Below are 15,921 nucleotides of genomic sequence, written 5' to 3'. Positions count from 1 at the left end.
TTATCCCTTGATGCCGTAGTGTTTCAGCATCGCATCCAGCTGCGGCTCGCGGCCACGGAAGCGTTTGAACAGCTCCATCGGCTCCTCGGAACCGCCGCGCGTCAGGATGTTATCGAGGAACGACTGCCCGGTTTCGCGGTTGAAGATCCCTTCTTCTTCAAAGCGTGAGTACGCATCTGCCGCCAGCACGTCCGCCCACAGATAGCTGTAGTAGCCTGCGGCATAGCCACCGGCAAAGACGTGGCTGAAAGCATGCGGGAAGCGGCCCCACGACGGGCCAGGCACCACCGCCACCAGCGATTTTACCTCTTTCAGCGTTTCAAGGATCTGCGCGCCTTTGGCCGGGTCGAACTCGGTATGCAGGCGGAAGTCAAACAGGCCGAACTCCAGCTGGCGCAGGATGAACAGCGCGGCCTGGTAGTTCTTCGCTGCCAGCATTTTTTCCAGCAGCGCCTGCGGCAGCGGTTCACCGGTCTCGTAATGGCCGGAGATAAACGCCAGCGCTTCCGGCTCCCAGCACCAGTTTTCCATAAACTGGCTCGGCAGCTCGACCGCATCCCACGGCACACCGCTGATGCCGGATACGCCCGGGGTTTCAATGCGGGTCAGCATATGGTGCAGACCGTGGCCAAACTCGTGGAACAGGGTGGTCACTTCATTGTGGGTGAACAGCGCGGGCTTGCCGCCGAGTGGGCGGTTGAAGTTACAGGTCAGATAGGCCACCGGCTTTTGCAGGCTGCCGTCGGCTTTGCGCATCTGTCCAACGCAGTCATCCATCCAGGCTCCGCCGCGCTTGTGTTCGCGAGCATAGAGGTCCAGGTAGAAGCTGCCGCGCAGCTCGCCGCTTTCGTCAAACAGGTCGAAGAAACGCACGTCGGGATGATAGACATCCACATCTTTGCGTTCGCTGGCGGTGATGCCGTAAATGCGTTTTACCACTTCAAACAGGCCGCTCAGCGCGCGCTGCTCCGGGAAGTACGGGCGCAGCTGCTCGTCGCTGATGGAGTACAGGTGCTGTTTCTGTTTTTCACCGTAGTAAGTCAGATCCCACGGCTGCAGTTCGTCCACGCCGAACTCTTTTTTCGCAAAGGCGCGCAGCTCGGCCAGCTCCTGCTCCGCCTGCGGACGGGCACGTTTTGCCAGATCGGTCAGGAAGTCGATCACCTGCGCCGGGCTTTCCGCCATTTTGGTCGCCAGTGATTTATCCGCGAAGGAGTCAAAGCCCAGCAGCTGAGCCAGTTCGTGGCGCAGGGCCAGCTCTTCGGCCATCACTTCACTGTTGTCCCACTTGCCGGCGTTCGGCCCCTGGTCAGAGGCACGGGTGGAATAGGCGCGGTACAGTTCTTCACGCAGCGCCTGATTGTCACAGTAGGTCATCACCGGCAGATAGCTTGGGATATCCAGGGTCAGCAGCCAGCCCTGCTGTTCTTTCGCTTCCGCCTGCGCTTTCGCGGCGGCCAGCGCGCTTTCCGGCATCCCGACCAGTTCGCTTTCATCGCTAATCAGCTTGCTCCAGCCCATCGTCGCATCCAGCACGTTGTTGCTGTAGGTCGACCCCAGCTCGGAGAGACGTGCGGCGATTTCACCGTAGCGCTGCTGCTTCTCTTTCGACAGGCCGATACCCGACAGCTCGAAATCACGCAGGGCGTTATCGACCGCTTTTTTCTGTGCCAGATCGAGCGCGGCGTAATGGCTGCCCTCTTTCAGGTCACGATATGCCTGATATAGCCCTTCATGCTGGCCCGCCCAGGTGCTGTATTCCGACAGCAGCGGCAGGGTTTGTTCGTAGGCCTGGCGCAGCTCCGGGCTGTTTTTGACCGAATTCAGGTGGCTGACCGGGGAGAACAGGCGGCTTAAACGATCGTCCACTTCCGCCAGCGGCTGCACCAGGTTATCCCAGCTGTAGGGCGCGCCCTGGGCCACGACTTTCTCAACCGCCGCACGGCAATCACTCAACGCCTGGGTTACGGCAGGAACCACATGCTCAGGTTTGATGGCGGAAAACGGAGGAAGAGTAAAAGAGGAGAGTAACGGGTTGGTCATAGCGCAGTAGTCCTTTAATCGATGTCAGGAGCGCGTATTTACGCACGATTTATTTAACATGAGGCTAAGTGTAGCGAAAATCAATGGTGGACAGCGTAACATCTGCCCTTCATCGGCCATCGGAGCCGGTTCTCACCGCACGTTCGGCTTTGATGGTGCCGGTTGAGCATTGCATACTCTTTCGCTTTGTTACGCCGTTTTACTCATTTAAACAGGGAGTGTACTGATGTGGTTTTTACTGGCGCTGTCTCTGCTGTTCTTGTCAATTAATCTGCGCTGCGCTCTGGTGATGTTGTGCATTACGCTGGCGATGGCGATCGTTGAGCAGAAGCTGCTGCCGCCGGGCATCATCGCCCTCGGTATTATGTTCTGTGTCGCCCTGTGTTGGGGATACCGTCAGCGGCAAACTCCGTTCGCACTGCCGGGCGAGATCCTGTTGGTGGCAGGGGCTATCGCGCTGGGGCTGCACATGATCCCAGGATTTAATAATCAAATCGCCGCCTCCGGCGTTCAGGCCGGGCCACAGAGCCTGCCGTTCACGTTTTACTTTAATCTTGATAAGGCGTTAATCCCATTTCTGCTGCTGGGCTGCATGCCAACGCTGTTGGCCCGACCTTCCCAGCAGCCGCAAAACCCGCTGTGGTGGCTGGTGCTGATCCTGTCGATGCCTCTGCTGCTGCTGGCGGCGACCGTATTCGGCGCGCTGCGGGTGGAACCGCATATCCCCGCGTGGACAGGCTCATTTATTCTGGCCAACCTGTTTTTTGTCTGCCTGGCGGAAGAAGCGTTGTTCCGCGGCTACATCCAGCAGCGCCTGAGTCAGTTTCTGGGTAATAAACGCGCTCTGGTGATTGCCTCGGGATTATTTGGCCTGGCGCACTTCTCCGGCGGTTTGATGCTGGTGCTTTTCGCCACGCTGGCGGGGGTCATTTACGGCCTGGCCTGGCTGTGGAGCGGCCGCCTGTGGGTGGCCACGCTGATGCATTTTTCCTTTAATATGATACACCTGCTGTTTTTCACCTACCCGGTTTGGCAACGTATACCAACCTGAGGCATTTCCCTGCCCCGGGTTCAGGGAACAAAAGCGCCGATTTGTTTTTTTGACTCAGCCCATCTGCCAACCAACCCTGATATAATCGGCCCCCTGGTTCTCATGCTTTTTCCTACATCCGTTGCTGTGCGTCGTTCTGTGGGGTAATCCGTGGGGTAATAATTGTAAAAAATTGATTTATCATCAATTAAAGCCGCATAAAATCAACAGGATAAATAATGCTCAGCTATCGCCACAGTTTTCACGCCGGTAACCATGCCGACGTACTGAAACACACCGTTCAAAGCCTGATTATCAGTTCGCTTAACGAGAAGGATAAACCCTATCTTTACCTCGACACTCACGCCGGTGCCGGGCGTTACCTGTTAAGCGGCGAGCACGCCGAACGGACCGGTGAATATCTGGAAGGCATTGCACGTATCTGGCAGCAGGACGATTTACCTGCCGAACTTGAGCCGTATATTAAAGCGGTCAAGGATCTGAACCCCAACGGCAAGCTGCGTTACTACCCGGGTTCGCCGCTGATTGCCCGCTATCTGCTGCGTGAATATGACAAGCTTCAGCTGACTGAGCTGCACTCCAGTGATTTTCCGCTGCTGCGCGGCGAGTTCCTGAAGGACAGCCGCGCGCGCACCGATCGTGCCGATGGCTATCAGCAGCTGAAGGCCAAACTGCCGCCGCTGTCCCGCCGTGGTTTTGTGCTGATCGACCCACCTTACGAGCTGAAAAGCGATTATCAGGCGGTGGTGAAGGGCATTGAGGAAGGCTATAAGCGCTTCGGTACCGGCGTTTACGCGCTGTGGTATCCGGTGGTGCTGCGCCAGCAGATTAAGCGCATGTGCAAAGATCTGGAAGCCACCGGCATTCGCCGTATTCTGCAAATTGAGCTGGGCGTGCGCCCGGACAGCGACCGCTTCGGTATGACCGCATCGGGGATGATTGTGGTTAACCCGCCGTGGAAGCTGGAGCAGCAGATGAAGAATGTGCTGCCGTGGCTGGAAAAGGTGCTGGTGCCGTCGGGGACCGGGCATTCTAAGGTTGAGTGGATCGTTCCGGAGTAACTGCTGCGGGTTCGCTGCATGAGTTCTGCGGGGAGCCTGATATTTACTACGGATTTGCGGCGTGAGTTGTGCGGGGAGCCTGATATTTACTACGGATTTGCGGCGTGAGTTGTGCGGGAGCACGGCCTCTGCTGCGGCGTCGGGCGGTCCTCGCGCCGCGCTTTGCGCGGTGCCCTCGGCTCCGGCATCTGGCCGACGGACCGTTTGAGAGCGGGCTTCCTGCCCGCGCTCAAACTGACGCCAGCGTCCCTGCTGTCGTCTCCTGCCCAGCTGCCTCCACCTCAGCGCTGCGGATTGCCGCTCTGCCGCAGCAGAGGCCGTACTCCTTCAGTTTTCGCGATCGCTTTTCGTTAAGCCGGCGTTCAGTTTTCACTCGATAAATTTGCTTTGCTTTCTCAACGGTACGCAGGTAAAAGTATCACTCCCGCCCTTCATCCACATGCACATAACACACTAATTTTATTCATAATAACCTGGGTTACGTCAGACTATCCGCAGCGCTGAGCGGAGAGAGGAAGCCGGGATTACCGGCACAGCATCGACATCGTCCATTTCGCTCGCATCGTGCTGATGCATCACACCAATGCCTTTCGATCTGAAGACCACTCCGGGGCCAAAGCGCTGACGGGGCGTTGCCCCGTCTGGCAATCCGCAGCGCTGAGCGGAAAGAGGAAGCCAGGATTACCTGCACAGCATCGACATCGCCCATTTCGCTCGCATCGTGCTGATGCATCACACCAATGCCTTTGGATCTGAAGACCACTCCGGGGCCAAAGCGCTGACGGGGCGTTGCCCCGGCTGGCAATCCGCAGCGCTGAGCGGAGAGAGGAAGCCAGGATGCGCCCGCAGGACGCGGGCGCAAGGCTCGGTCGGCACAGGGACGTGACGTCCGAGCCGGTCCGACCGGCTGACGAACGAAGCGAAGGCACCACGCAGCGCGGGGCGCGAGGACCCGCCAGACGGGGCAACGCCCCGTCAGCGCGAGCACCATGGCATCAGACAGCACAGGAACGATCCGTCAGACAACAAACACCGCAAAATCATGCGCCATCTCCGTCGCCGGAAACACCGCCCGGCACTCCTCCAGCAAACGCTCACAGTCATGCCGCAGATAGCGTGAACTCAAATGGGTGATAATCAGCCGCTTTGCCCCGCTCTCCTTCGCCACCGTGGCCGCCTGCACCGTCGAGGAATGACCGCGCCCGTTGGCCTTTTCTTCCATCGCCACCTCAAGCGTCGCCTCATGCACCATCACATCCACACCCGCCGCCAGATCGTTTGCCGCTGCCGTTGGCGCAGTATCGCCAAAAATTGCCAGACTGCGCCCTTTGACTGCACTGCCCACATAGTCCCAGCCGTTCACCACCCGACCGTCGTCGAGCGTCACGCTGCGCCCCTGCTTTAAATCGTAATAGTAAGGGCCGGGCAGATAACCGTCCGCTTTCAGCCGATCCGCATCCAGCGCGCCGGGTTTGTCATGCTCGTCAATCCGGTAGCCGTAGCACTCCACCGGATGCGTCAGCGGAAACGCCGTCACGCGAAACTGCTCGTCGTTACACACTTCCCCGGCAGTAATTTCCACAATCTCCAGCGGGAAGGTCAGCCACGAACCGCTCAGCCGCAGCGAGGTTTCCACAAAGGTCTTAATCCCCACCGGACCGTAAAGCGTCATCGCCTCGGTGGCACCGTTCATCGACCGGCTGGTCAGCAACCCCGGCAGGCCGAAAATATGGTCGCCGTGCAGATGGGTGATAAAAATTTTCTCAATTTTTCCGGGCTTAATCGGCGTGCGCAGAATCTGATGCTGGGTCCCTTCCCCACAGTCAAACAGCCAGCTGCCACGGTTGTATTCACTCAGGTTCAGCGAAATGCTGGTGACATTTCGCTCGCGGCTCGGCGTACCGGCCCCCGTACCTAAAAACTGCAGTTCCATACGCTTTCCACTCCGTAACGCGATTATTTCCTGCACCGGGCAGGATCATATCGTGCGAGTCTAACATTAGTGATTCCGCTAATGACGGGAGTTTAGCCCTCCGCCCTATCGCAATCATAGACGCAATCTTTGCGGCATTTGGTCGAGTGGCGTTACACTTACGGTCAGAAAAATAACTCACTTACTGAACTGGAAGATTCGATGACCAAACATTATGACTATCTCGCCATCGGCGGCGGCAGCGGCGGTATCGCCTCCATCAACCGCGCGGCCATGTACGGACAGAAATGTGCGCTGATCGAAGCGAAAGATCTGGGTGGCACCTGCGTTAACGTGGGCTGCGTACCGAAAAAAGTTATGTGGCACGCCGCGCAGATCGCCGAAGCGATTCATCAGTACGGCCCGGATTACGGCTTCGACACCACCGTTAACCAGCATAACTGGGACGTGCTGCTGAAGAACCGCAGCGCCTACATCGATCGCATCCATACCTCATACGATAACGTACTGGGTAAAAACAACGTCGACGTGATCAAAGGCTTCGCGCGTTTTGTTGATGCGCACACCGTGGAAGTGAACGGTGAAAAAATTACCGCCGATCATATTCTGATCGCCACCGGCGGTCGCCCGGTTCAGCCGAACATTCCGGGCGCCGAGTACGGCATCAACTCCGACGGCTTCTTTGAGCTGCAGGCGCTGCCAAAACGCACCGCCGTGGTGGGCGCTGGCTATATCGCGGTAGAAATTGCCGGCGTGCTGAACGCGCTGGGTTCTGAAACCCACCTGTTCGTTCGTAAGCACGCACCGCTGCGCACCTTCGATCCGCTGATCGTCGATACGCTGCTGGAAGTGATTAACACCGAAGGCCCGACGCTGCACACCGAATCCATTCCGAAGGCGGTGGTGAAGAATGCCGACGGCAGCCTGACACTGCAGCTGGAAAACGGCAAAGAGCAGACCGTGGACTGCCTGATCTGGGCGATTGGCCGCGAGCCGATGACCGACAACCTGAACCTGGACGTCACCGGCGTTGCGCTGAACGACAAAGGCTACATCAACGTTGATAAGTTCCAGAATACCAACGTGAAAGGCATCTACGCGGTGGGTGATAACACCGGCGCGGTGGAGCTGACGCCGGTGGCGGTTGCCGCCGGGCGTCGCCTGTCTGAGCGCCTGTTCAACAACAAGCCGGACGAGCATCTGGACTACAGCAACGTACCAACCGTGGTGTTCAGCCACCCGCCGATCGGCACCGTGGGCCTGACCGAGCCGGAAGCGCGCGAGAAGTTTGGTGATGACCAGGTGAAAGTGTACAAATCCGCCTTTACCGCGATGTACACCGCCGTCACGCAGCACCGCCAGCCTTGCCGTATGAAGCTGGTCTGTGTGGGTGCCGACGAGAAAATTGTTGGTATTCACGGCATCGGCTACGGCATGGATGAAATGCTGCAGGGCTTCGCGGTGGCGCTGAAAATGGGCGCAACCAAGAAAGACTTCGATAACACCGTGGCGATCCACCCGACCGGTGCGGAAGAATTCGTCACCATGCGTTAATCGCTTTACCGGCATACCCGCAGGTTATCCCGCGGGTATGCCGTTCCTGCCGACCATGAGAAAATCATCTCGCGAATAACACGCCACCCGCAAGTCATCCTTCCCCCCGGTATAGTCGGCTTGACGATATCCTAACGAAAACGGCTTTTTTGCCGAAATATCCTCCGTTTTTGTCGGAGAGTTTGAACGCTATCGTCATTATTTCGAAGAGTGAATAAAACCAGCATGAAAAGTCAGAAAGGTATTTAGTTCCTCAGCGAAACAATATTTACCTTTTGAAATAAAAGCCACGCCCGCGCTATTTCCAGATCAACTGTGCGGAAAACAGAAGGTTGTACTGGCAACACGGGAAAATGGCATAAAAAAAAGCACAACCTTTGATGATTGCGCTTTTTATCATTCATTATAATTTTAGTAATCGATTTCCCTGGTGGTTGGCATTTAATCCTCAACAAATATAAAACGCGTTGGGGATTTTTATACTACAATGCGTACCACGCTTTAATTCTACCGATGATAATAATACAAATAGTCTGATAATTAATCTGGCTAAAGGTACAGGTCATGACTGTACCTTGTGTTGATGGTTTAACTGGTGGAAGATGTGATAAGCACGACATCGTCTGCGCCAGCAGGTCACGTATTCTTTTCCCGACATGGCTGTTCATCAAGCAATCACTGTCAAGGAGACGGTAATGTTAATGAGAAGTGAAGAAAATGTTGAAGAGGTTATCCGACGTTTTCTTGAGAACACGTTAAATGAGTTTGGACAGCTGACCTGGGCTTATGTGGTCCTGTCAAAGAAGGATATGTCGTGCATTTTTGGCGTAACCAATTATCCCGATGAGTGGGTACAGCGCTATCGCGAAAACTCCCTGCAGTACACCGATCCGGTGGTCATCACCGCACTCAACCGCTTAACGCCGTTTGCCTGGGATGAAAACCTGATGGTCAGCTCAGGGTTTAACCTCACCGATCCCTTTACGCAGGCGAAAGCATTCGGCCTGGTCAACGGCTATACCTTTGTTTTGCATGATTACAATAATAACCTGGTCACGCTGTCGTTTATCCTTCCCCCTGAGAATAGCGCCGAGGTGATGCAAACCCTGATTCAGAATAAAGGCGACCTCTCTATTTTACTGGCATCGGTACATGAAACCTACCTGGCCTTAAATGCGCTCTCCGTGAAAAATTCATCAGGTAAAGAAAAAGCGGCTGGATTCACCGAGCGTGAAAATGAAATTCTTTACTGGGCAAGCGTAGGAAAAACCTATCAGGAAACCGGGATGATTCTGGGAATAACCGTGCGTACGGTTAAATTCCATATGTCGAATATCGTTAAAAAGCTGGGAGTTGCCAATGCCCGGCATGCTGTGCGTTTAGGCGTGGAACTTCAGCTGATTAAACCGGTGAGTTAAGGGTTACTGTGCGTTAAACGGCAGTGGCCAGGCGTTAAGCTCCCGCTCATTCTGCTGCTCATGGCGCCTGATTTTCGCCTTCAGCTTTTCCTGACTTTGCGTATCAATATGCCCGAGCAGGAGATAGACCGGCTCATCTTTCTCCGACATACCGATCTCCAGCACCGTCACGTTCCAGCCCGAGCGCCTGATGATCGACATCATCGAGTGACTGGCCACCGCCAGAATACCGTCATAATGACGCTCTATGGCGTAGTTGATCAGCGACAGGAACAGGCTCATGGTCACCGGATATTTCCCGCCCAACAGCGAGTGGGTTCTCTCCTTATCGACGAAGAAACGCGTTGACTCCACGAAATTTCCCTCAGGGATATTAACCTTATTAAAAAAGCCTGCAAAGGTATCATTCAACATATTACTCTCCTTCATATCAATCATCCTTGTACCGCATAATATCACTCCTTTTTCGACGCCAAATATATAGTCAGTTTTTTCATTATCGAATTGATCGTGTTCCATGCCGTCCGAGCAGGTGACGGCCCATTGCAGACGATCTTTAAAGGTATTCTTTCTCAACATAAAAAGATCTTCCGCTTTATCGTGACCCAGTAATGAATAGTTTACAGCATAAATATTAAACATAATGTTACCTATTAGAATTTAATTAAAAATCCGGTAACATCAGCGAAGCTTCATTCATAGCATGCCGGGACACAGGGATAGTAATTCTTTTCTGTTGCATTTCGCCATGAGAATAAACCGCGACATTTTGAGGGTCATGGCGGTGCAGAAAGTGAGTCAGAAATAATTTCGCAGGATAAGGCGTCGAGATGGGGGAGTTAAACTATGAAATTGATCTTAATTAATCATCATTCAATATGTATTAACTCTATTTTACGGGTGGTTTTAGAAATAAAAAACTTATCAGTCAATAACAGCGTTGCCATTTGGGGAAGAGCCATCCTCTGAATAAACCGGGGGCTATTAACAACAGTCGTTATTTTGACAATGGGTTAATCCGGCATGGCCGAGCGACCATGCCAGAGTGGGGACACGCGCTCCCCCGGGGAGAAGCGGTTACTGACCGTAATAGGCATTCGCTCCGTGCTTACGCAGGAAGTGTTTATCCAGCAGCGTCTGCTGCATACTGTCCACGCCGGGCTGCAGCTGGCGGGTAAACAGATTCATATAGGCGATCTCTTCCAGCACCACGGCATTGTGCACGGCATTATCCGCATCGCTACCCCAGGCGAACGGGCCGTGGCCGTTGACCAGCACCGCAGGGATATCCTTTGCGTCGATCCCCTGCTGATTCAGCGTTTCCACAATCACCCTCCCGGTTTCATGCTCATACTGGCCGTTGATCTCCTCTTCGCGCATCAGGCGGGTGCAGGGAATGGTGCCATAGAAGTAATCGGCGTGGGTGGTGCCCAGCGCTTTCAGCGGCTGACCGGCCTGCGCCCAAATCGTGGCGTGCCGGGAATGGGTGTGCACCACGCCGCCGATATGTTCAAAGGCACGGTACAGCACCAGATGCGTTGCGGTATCAGAAGACGGTTTTTTATCACCTTCCACCACGTTTCCGCTGTGCAGATCGACCACCACCATATCCTCCGGCCGCATGTCTTTATACTCCACGCCGGAAGGTTTAATCACCACCAGGCCACGTTCCCGATCGATTCCGCTGACGTTTCCCCAGGTAAAGGTCACCAGCCTGTGGGCGGGTAATAATAAATTCGCTTCAAACACCTGTTGTTTTAATTTTTGCAGCATTGTTAACCTCACGTAATAAAGCGTTTATTTGCAGATGACGATTGCCGCGCTGCAAATATCCCTTTTTTTATAAATAAGGGAGTGATGGGTTATTACGTTACGTCTAATACTCTGCTGCGAAAAGCCTCGGGCGGAACTGAAACGGGCCAAACAAATACAAACGGTACTATTTGGGCATAAACGGTCATTATGGTGATGACCGTTTATGTTGATTTACAACTGCCGATGATTTTTTATCTGCGATAACGCCCGATTTTACGTGATAAAAATCACATTAAAATGATTATAACGGCATAGAGAGAACATCATAGAGTGATATTAATCACATTAAGGCGTATGGAAAAACCTGCTAACGGGTTTCTTGAAATCAGTCACTTTAAAAAAACCTGAAAAGTAAGAGTATTAGAACATGTGATAAACGATGGAATCGGGCTATTTATGTTACAGGCTGAACGTTACAAGATGATTTGTAGCTATGTGCAACAGAATGGCTCCGCGCTGGTTGCCGAACTGTCGACCATGTGTAGCGTTTCGCAGGAGACTATCCGCCGCGATTTAAATCTGCTGGAGCGGAATAAAAAACTGATCCGCAGCTTTGGCGGTGCCGTTTCGCTGGATGACTATGACGACCGCACCCGGCCCGTGCAGGACGCATTCTATAAGGCTGACACCATCGATCGGGCAGAGTCTTTACGGAAAAGAACGGAAGAACATCCCGACATTAAGATGAAGCTGGCTAAAGCCGCCCTGCAGTTTATTCACCCGGGTGACTGCATTCTGCTGGATAACAGCAGCACCTGCTGGTTCCTGGCACGGCAGATCCCGGATATTGATATCACCGTAGTGACCAATTCGGTCAAAATCATTCAGGCGCTGGCCTGCCGCGATAAGGTGCGTATCATCGGCTGCGGCGGTGAATACTCGGAGCGTCATGACGATTTCCACGGCCCGGTGGCCGAAAGCGCGATTCGTAACTTTCAGATCAATACCTTCTTTTTCTCCTGCCAGGGGCTGAACCTGGAAAATGGCATCCGCGACGGCAGCGAAATAAACGCCCGCTTAAAGCAGGTGATGCTGCAGGTTTCCGGCAAAAAAATTCTGCTGGCCGACTCCAGCAAGTTCGATCAGTTCGCATTTTGTAAGATCTGCATGCTCGACGACATTGATATTTTAATCACCAATAAAGTGGCTGAAGAAAGAAACTGGGGAGACAGTCCGGAATTTAACGTGATTGAAGTCGATAAATGAGATCCTTCGCGAAAATAAACGCTGCCCGTTCTGACGCATTCAGTCAGAACGAATTTATTACCGTCAATACCAGTGAAATTGCACGATAAAACCTGAACCTTAATACCTCATCATCATTGCTTTATTAAATGACCACGGCGGATCGATGCATAATGCGTTATCCACTGCCGATCGTTTTATTAAGCAACGAGCGGTATAAGGGCGAGGGAAATAAACCGAATAATGCACTATTCGGCAACGATGATAATTAAAATAACCTTCTGAGGATCTTATAATGAAAAAATTACTCTTACCCTGTGTAATCGCCTCACTGATCGCTTCTTTTTCCACCCAGGCTGATGACGCAGCGGTCCCTCAAAAAGCCAACAAGCCTTTCACCATGGGCGTGGTGGTCAAAGTGGGGGGAATTCCCTGGTTTAACGTGATGGAACAGGGGATTAAAGAAGAAGGTAAAGCCCTGGGCGTGAATGCCTGGCAGGTGGGGCCAACCACCGCCGACCCGGCCGAGCAGGTCCGCGCCATCGAAGATTTGATCGCCAAGAAAGTGGACGTGATCGGCGTGGTGCCAAACGACGCCAAAGTGCTGGAGCCGGTGCTGAAACGCGCACAGGAAGCGGGCATCAAGGTCATTACCCACGAATCCCCGGCGCAGGCCAATGCGGACTGGGATTTCGAACTGCTCGACACCCAAACCATGGGCGCTAACCATATGAAAGATATGGCCGCCTGCATGGGCGAAGAGGGTAAATATGCCATGTTCGTTGGCAGCCTGACCGTGCCGCTGGTGAACGACTGGGCCAACGCCGCCATCGCCTACCAGAAAGAGCACTATCCGAAAATGCAGCTGGTTGAGGACCGTTTTGGCGTCGCCGAATCGGTGGATGACTCCATGCGTACCGCCAACGACCTGATGTCCAAACACAAAGATCTGAAAGGCATTATGTCCTTCGGCTCTCAGGGCCCGATCGGCGCAGGCCGCGCTATCGACAAGCGCAAGAAAAACAAAGACATCTGCGTCTTCGGCACCTTCACCCCGGGCCAGGGCATCAAACTGCTGGAGAAAGGCGCGATCGACGGCGGCTATATCTCTAACCCGATGACCGCCGGCAAGGTCTTTGTACAGGTGGCAACCGCGATGATGAACGGTGAACCGATCAAAGACGGCGTTAAGCTGGGCGACATGGGCGAAATCAAAATTAAAGGCAACACCATCCTCAGCGATAATCCGGAAAAACTGGATGTGGAAAACACCAAACGTCTGGTGAAACTGGGCCTCTGACCCTGAGCCGTATCGCCGGAGCCGTTGCGCTCCGGCTTTATTCACGTCTGACACCAGGGCAAGAACCATGCTGAATAATAACCATGCCGATAATGCCGCCCCGCTGATTACGCTGAACGCGCTGTCAAAAAGCTTTGGCGGCCATCAGGCATTAAAAAACATCACGCTGACCTTAAATAAAGGCGAAGTCCACTGCCTGGCCGGGGCCAACGGCTGCGGTAAAAGCACGCTGATTAAAACCATCAGCGGCGTCTACGCGCCCGATGCCGGTAGCGAAATCATCATTGATGACAAAACCCATTCCCGCCTGACGCCGGACCGCGCGAGGGCGTTAGGCATTCAGGTCATTTATCAGGATCTGTCGCTGTTTCCAAACCTGACCGTCGCCGAAAACATCGCCTTCGAATATAACCTGAAGGGCTATTTCGGCTGGTTTAAGCAAAAAAAACTCCGGGAAAAAGCGCAGCAGATCCTCAGCGAGCTGGCGTTCAATATCGATCCGGACGCGCTGGTGCAGCATCTGCCGATTGCGCAGCGCCAGCAGATTGCCATCTGCCGCGCGCTGGTTGCCGACGCCCGGCTGGTAATTATGGATGAGCCCACCGCCTCGCTGACGCGCACGGAGGTGAACCAGCTGCTGCGCACGGTGAACTATCTGCGGGATAAAAATATCACCGTGGTCTTCGTCAGCCACCGTCTGGATGAAGTGAAAGAGATTTCCGACCGCATTACCGTCATTCGCGACGGCGAGAAGATCGGCACCTGGGACGCCGCCGCCCTCTCCACTGGAAAAATTACCGAGCTGATGACCGGACTGGTCATTGAGCACCAGCAGAAGCTGCCGAACGCCGAACTCGGCAAGGTGGTGCTGGAGCTGAATAACCTCAGCCGCAAAGGCCAGTATGACGATATCTCCCTGCGGCTGCACCGGGGTGAGGTGCTTGGCCTGTGCGGCCTGCTGGGGTCCGGCCGCACCGAGCTGGCGCTGAGCCTGTTTGGTATCACCCACCCTGACCGTGGCGAGATCCTGCTCGACGGTAAAAAGGTGCGGCTCAAAGACAACACCCAGGCGCGGGAGATGGGTATTGCCTATGTCTCGGAAGACCGGCTGACGCTGGGGGCCATTCTGCCGCAGTCGGTGGCCGATAATATGGTGATTTCGATTCTCGATGAGATCAAAACGCCGTGGCACCTGATTGACGAGCAGCGCAAAGATGCGCTGGTGCAGGAGTGGATTAAGGACCTGGATATCAAGGTGACCAACCCGGATAACCCGCTTTCGACCCTTTCCGGCGGCAATCAGCAGAAGGTGGTGCTGGCCAAGTGGATCCTCACCCGGCCAAAAGTATTAATTCTCGATGCCCCCACCGTCGGCGTGGATATCGGCGCGAAAGACAGTATTTACAAGCTGATCCACCGCCTCTCCGGCGTCGGTATTTCCGTGCTGCTGATCACCGATGAAGCCCCGGAAGCCTACTACAACTGCGATCGCGTGCTGCATATGAAACAGGGAAAGATCGTCAACGAGTTAATTCCTTCAACGCTGAGCGAACATCAACTCGCGGAGGCCATCAATGGCTAACATTTTTAAACTGCCACGTTCGGTCGAAGGCTGGCTGGGCTGGGTTATCGTCTTAATGCTGGTGCTGTTTTCGACGTTAAGCAGTGAGTTTTTGTCGATTCAGAACCTGCTGGATTTAACCGAAAGCTATGCCGTGACCGGCATTTTTGCGCTGGGCCTGTTTGTGGTGTTGGTGACCGGCGGCATTGATATTTCCTTCGCCGCCGTGGCGTCCGTCGCACAGTATGTCATTGCCTCGCTGCTGCTGAACGATGTCATCGCCAGCCCGCTGCTGTGCATCGTGCTGGCGATTGCCTGCGGCATCGTCTTCGGCCTGATCAACGCCGTTCTTATCTACTACCTCAATATCGTCTCGATCATTATCACCATCAGCATGCAGTCGCTGCTGTTCGGCATGCTGATGTGGATAACCAACGGCCACAGTATCTACGACCTGCCGGACTGGTGGATCAATCAGCGCACCGTCCTGCCCTTCGAATACGGCGGCGAAAGCTATCAGGTGGGCCTGCCGGTGGTGGTGATGCTGGCCATGGCGCTGCTGACCTGGCTGCTGCTGAATAAAACCCATATCGGTCGGCAGCTCTACGCCGTCGGCGGCAGCAACGAATCCGCACGCCGCATCGGCATCCGCGTTTCGGTGATTTATCTGTTTGCCTACGGCTATTTAGGCGCGGCGGCAGCCATTGGCGGCATGCTGCAGGCGTACCGCATGAGCGAAGTGGTGCCTAACGCGATGGTCGGCGGCGAACTGGATGTGCTGGCGGCGGCGGTGCTGGGCGGCGCCAGCCTCTCCGGCGGCAGAGGCTCGGTGGTCGGCACGCTGATGGGCGTATTCCTGATCGGCATTTTGAAAAACGGCCTGAACCTGATTGGCGTTTCCAGCTATTTCGTCAACATCGTGATTGGCGTCGTTATTGTCGCGGCTATCTGCGTCACCCACTACAAGAAGCGCAAAGAAACCGATGTCGGCTTCGTCTGA

Annotated in this window: 12 protein-coding genes; 8 read left to right on the top strand and 4 right to left on the bottom strand. The window is 54.4% G+C overall.

Annotated features, from left to right (window positions below):
* Entirely contained in the window at nt 1-2,043 is a 2,043-nt protein-coding gene (prlC, locus tag PGH32_RS20490; protein WP_337894967.1) for an oligopeptidase A, read from the bottom strand.
* A 226-nt stretch (nt 2,044-2,269) separates the two neighbouring features.
* On the opposite strand from prlC, the gene PGH32_RS20485 reads away from it, so the two are divergent.
* Nucleotides 2,270-3,094, top strand: coding sequence for a CPBP family intramembrane glutamic endopeptidase (locus tag PGH32_RS20485; protein WP_314427094.1), 825 nt, complete (start codon nt 2,270-2,272; stop codon nt 3,092-3,094).
* Between the two features lie 218 nt (nt 3,095-3,312).
* A complete protein-coding gene (locus tag PGH32_RS20480; RefSeq protein ID WP_123334277.1) occupies nt 3,313-4,155 on the top strand; it encodes a 23S rRNA (adenine(2030)-N(6))-methyltransferase RlmJ in 843 nt (280 codons plus the stop codon).
* A gap of 1,018 nt (nt 4,156-5,173) precedes the next feature.
* Here the strand turns inward: PGH32_RS20480 and rnz are convergent.
* Nucleotides 5,174-6,088, bottom strand: a complete 915-nt coding sequence (rnz, locus tag PGH32_RS20475; RefSeq protein WP_337894966.1) for a ribonuclease Z — start codon at nt 6,086-6,088, stop codon at nt 5,174-5,176.
* 201 nt (nt 6,089-6,289) lie between these two features.
* Between rnz and gorA the strand changes: the two genes are divergently transcribed.
* Together gorA and PGH32_RS20465 are read left to right on the top strand one after the other, a co-directional pair.
* Nucleotides 6,290-7,642 (top strand): glutathione-disulfide reductase, encoded by a 1,353-nt coding sequence (gorA, locus tag PGH32_RS20470; RefSeq protein WP_314427087.1) that lies wholly within the window; start codon nt 6,290-6,292, stop codon nt 7,640-7,642.
* Nucleotides 7,643-8,337: 695 nt separating this feature from the next.
* A complete protein-coding gene (locus PGH32_RS20465; protein WP_314427084.1) occupies nt 8,338-9,060 on the top strand; it encodes a helix-turn-helix transcriptional regulator in 723 nt (240 codons plus the stop codon).
* Nucleotides 9,061-9,063: 3 nt separating this feature from the next.
* On the opposite strand, the gene PGH32_RS20460 is transcribed toward PGH32_RS20465, so the two are convergent.
* Nucleotides 9,064-9,702: an acyl-homoserine-lactone synthase gene (locus PGH32_RS20460; protein WP_314427082.1), complete on the bottom strand. Its 639-nt coding sequence runs from the start codon at nt 9,700-9,702 to the stop codon at nt 9,064-9,066.
* A 435-nt stretch (nt 9,703-10,137) separates the two neighbouring features.
* Nucleotides 10,138-10,833 (bottom strand): L-ribulose-5-phosphate 4-epimerase, encoded by a 696-nt coding sequence (araD, locus tag PGH32_RS20455; RefSeq protein ID WP_314427079.1) that lies wholly within the window; start codon nt 10,831-10,833, stop codon nt 10,138-10,140.
* Nucleotides 10,834-11,271: 438 nt separating this feature from the next.
* Between araD and PGH32_RS20450 the strand changes: the two genes are divergently transcribed.
* From PGH32_RS20450 to PGH32_RS20435, 4 genes are all read left to right on the top strand, one after another.
* A complete protein-coding gene (locus tag PGH32_RS20450; protein ID WP_314427075.1) occupies nt 11,272-12,081 on the top strand; it encodes a DeoR/GlpR family DNA-binding transcription regulator in 810 nt (269 codons plus the stop codon).
* A gap of 274 nt (nt 12,082-12,355) precedes the next feature.
* A complete protein-coding gene (locus PGH32_RS20445; protein WP_123334289.1) occupies nt 12,356-13,360 on the top strand; it encodes a substrate-binding domain-containing protein in 1,005 nt (334 codons plus the stop codon).
* Between the two features lie 67 nt (nt 13,361-13,427).
* Nucleotides 13,428-14,942: a sugar ABC transporter ATP-binding protein gene (locus PGH32_RS20440; RefSeq protein WP_314427071.1), complete on the top strand. Its 1,515-nt coding sequence runs from the start codon at nt 13,428-13,430 to the stop codon at nt 14,940-14,942.
* Nucleotides 14,935-15,921, top strand: coding sequence for an ABC transporter permease (locus PGH32_RS20435; protein WP_314427069.1), 987 nt, complete (start codon nt 14,935-14,937; stop codon nt 15,919-15,921). Before PGH32_RS20440 ends, PGH32_RS20435 begins: the two co-directional genes overlap by 8 nt.

It is taken from the genome of Erwinia sp. SLM-02 (assembly GCF_037450285.1).
Lineage (GTDB): Bacteria > Pseudomonadota > Gammaproteobacteria > Enterobacterales > Enterobacteriaceae > Erwinia.
Note: the sequence above shows the minus strand (reverse complement) of the source record. Positions and strands in the feature narration are given on the sequence as shown.

Coding starts and splice junctions, on each gene's coding strand:
- prlC (WP_337894967.1), bottom strand. CDS start 2,043: ATGACCAACCCGTTACTCTCCTCTTTTACTCTTCCTCCGTTTTCCGCC.
- PGH32_RS20485 (WP_314427094.1), top strand. CDS start 2,270: ATGTGGTTTTTACTGGCGCTGTCTCTGCTGTTCTTGTCAATTAATCTG.
- PGH32_RS20480 (WP_123334277.1), top strand. CDS start 3,313: ATGCTCAGCTATCGCCACAGTTTTCACGCCGGTAACCATGCCGACGTA.
- rnz (WP_337894966.1), bottom strand. CDS start 6,088: ATGGAACTGCAGTTTTTAGGTACGGGGGCCGGTACGCCGAGCCGCGAG.
- gorA (WP_314427087.1), top strand. CDS start 6,290: ATGACCAAACATTATGACTATCTCGCCATCGGCGGCGGCAGCGGCGGT.
- PGH32_RS20465 (WP_314427084.1), top strand. CDS start 8,338: ATGTTAATGAGAAGTGAAGAAAATGTTGAAGAGGTTATCCGACGTTTT.
- PGH32_RS20460 (WP_314427082.1), bottom strand. CDS start 9,702: ATGTTTAATATTTATGCTGTAAACTATTCATTACTGGGTCACGATAAA.
- araD (WP_314427079.1), bottom strand. CDS start 10,833: ATGCTGCAAAAATTAAAACAACAGGTGTTTGAAGCGAATTTATTATTA.
- PGH32_RS20450 (WP_314427075.1), top strand. CDS start 11,272: ATGTTACAGGCTGAACGTTACAAGATGATTTGTAGCTATGTGCAACAG.
- PGH32_RS20445 (WP_123334289.1), top strand. CDS start 12,356: ATGAAAAAATTACTCTTACCCTGTGTAATCGCCTCACTGATCGCTTCT.
- PGH32_RS20440 (WP_314427071.1), top strand. CDS start 13,428: ATGCTGAATAATAACCATGCCGATAATGCCGCCCCGCTGATTACGCTG.
- PGH32_RS20435 (WP_314427069.1), top strand. CDS start 14,935: ATGGCTAACATTTTTAAACTGCCACGTTCGGTCGAAGGCTGGCTGGGC.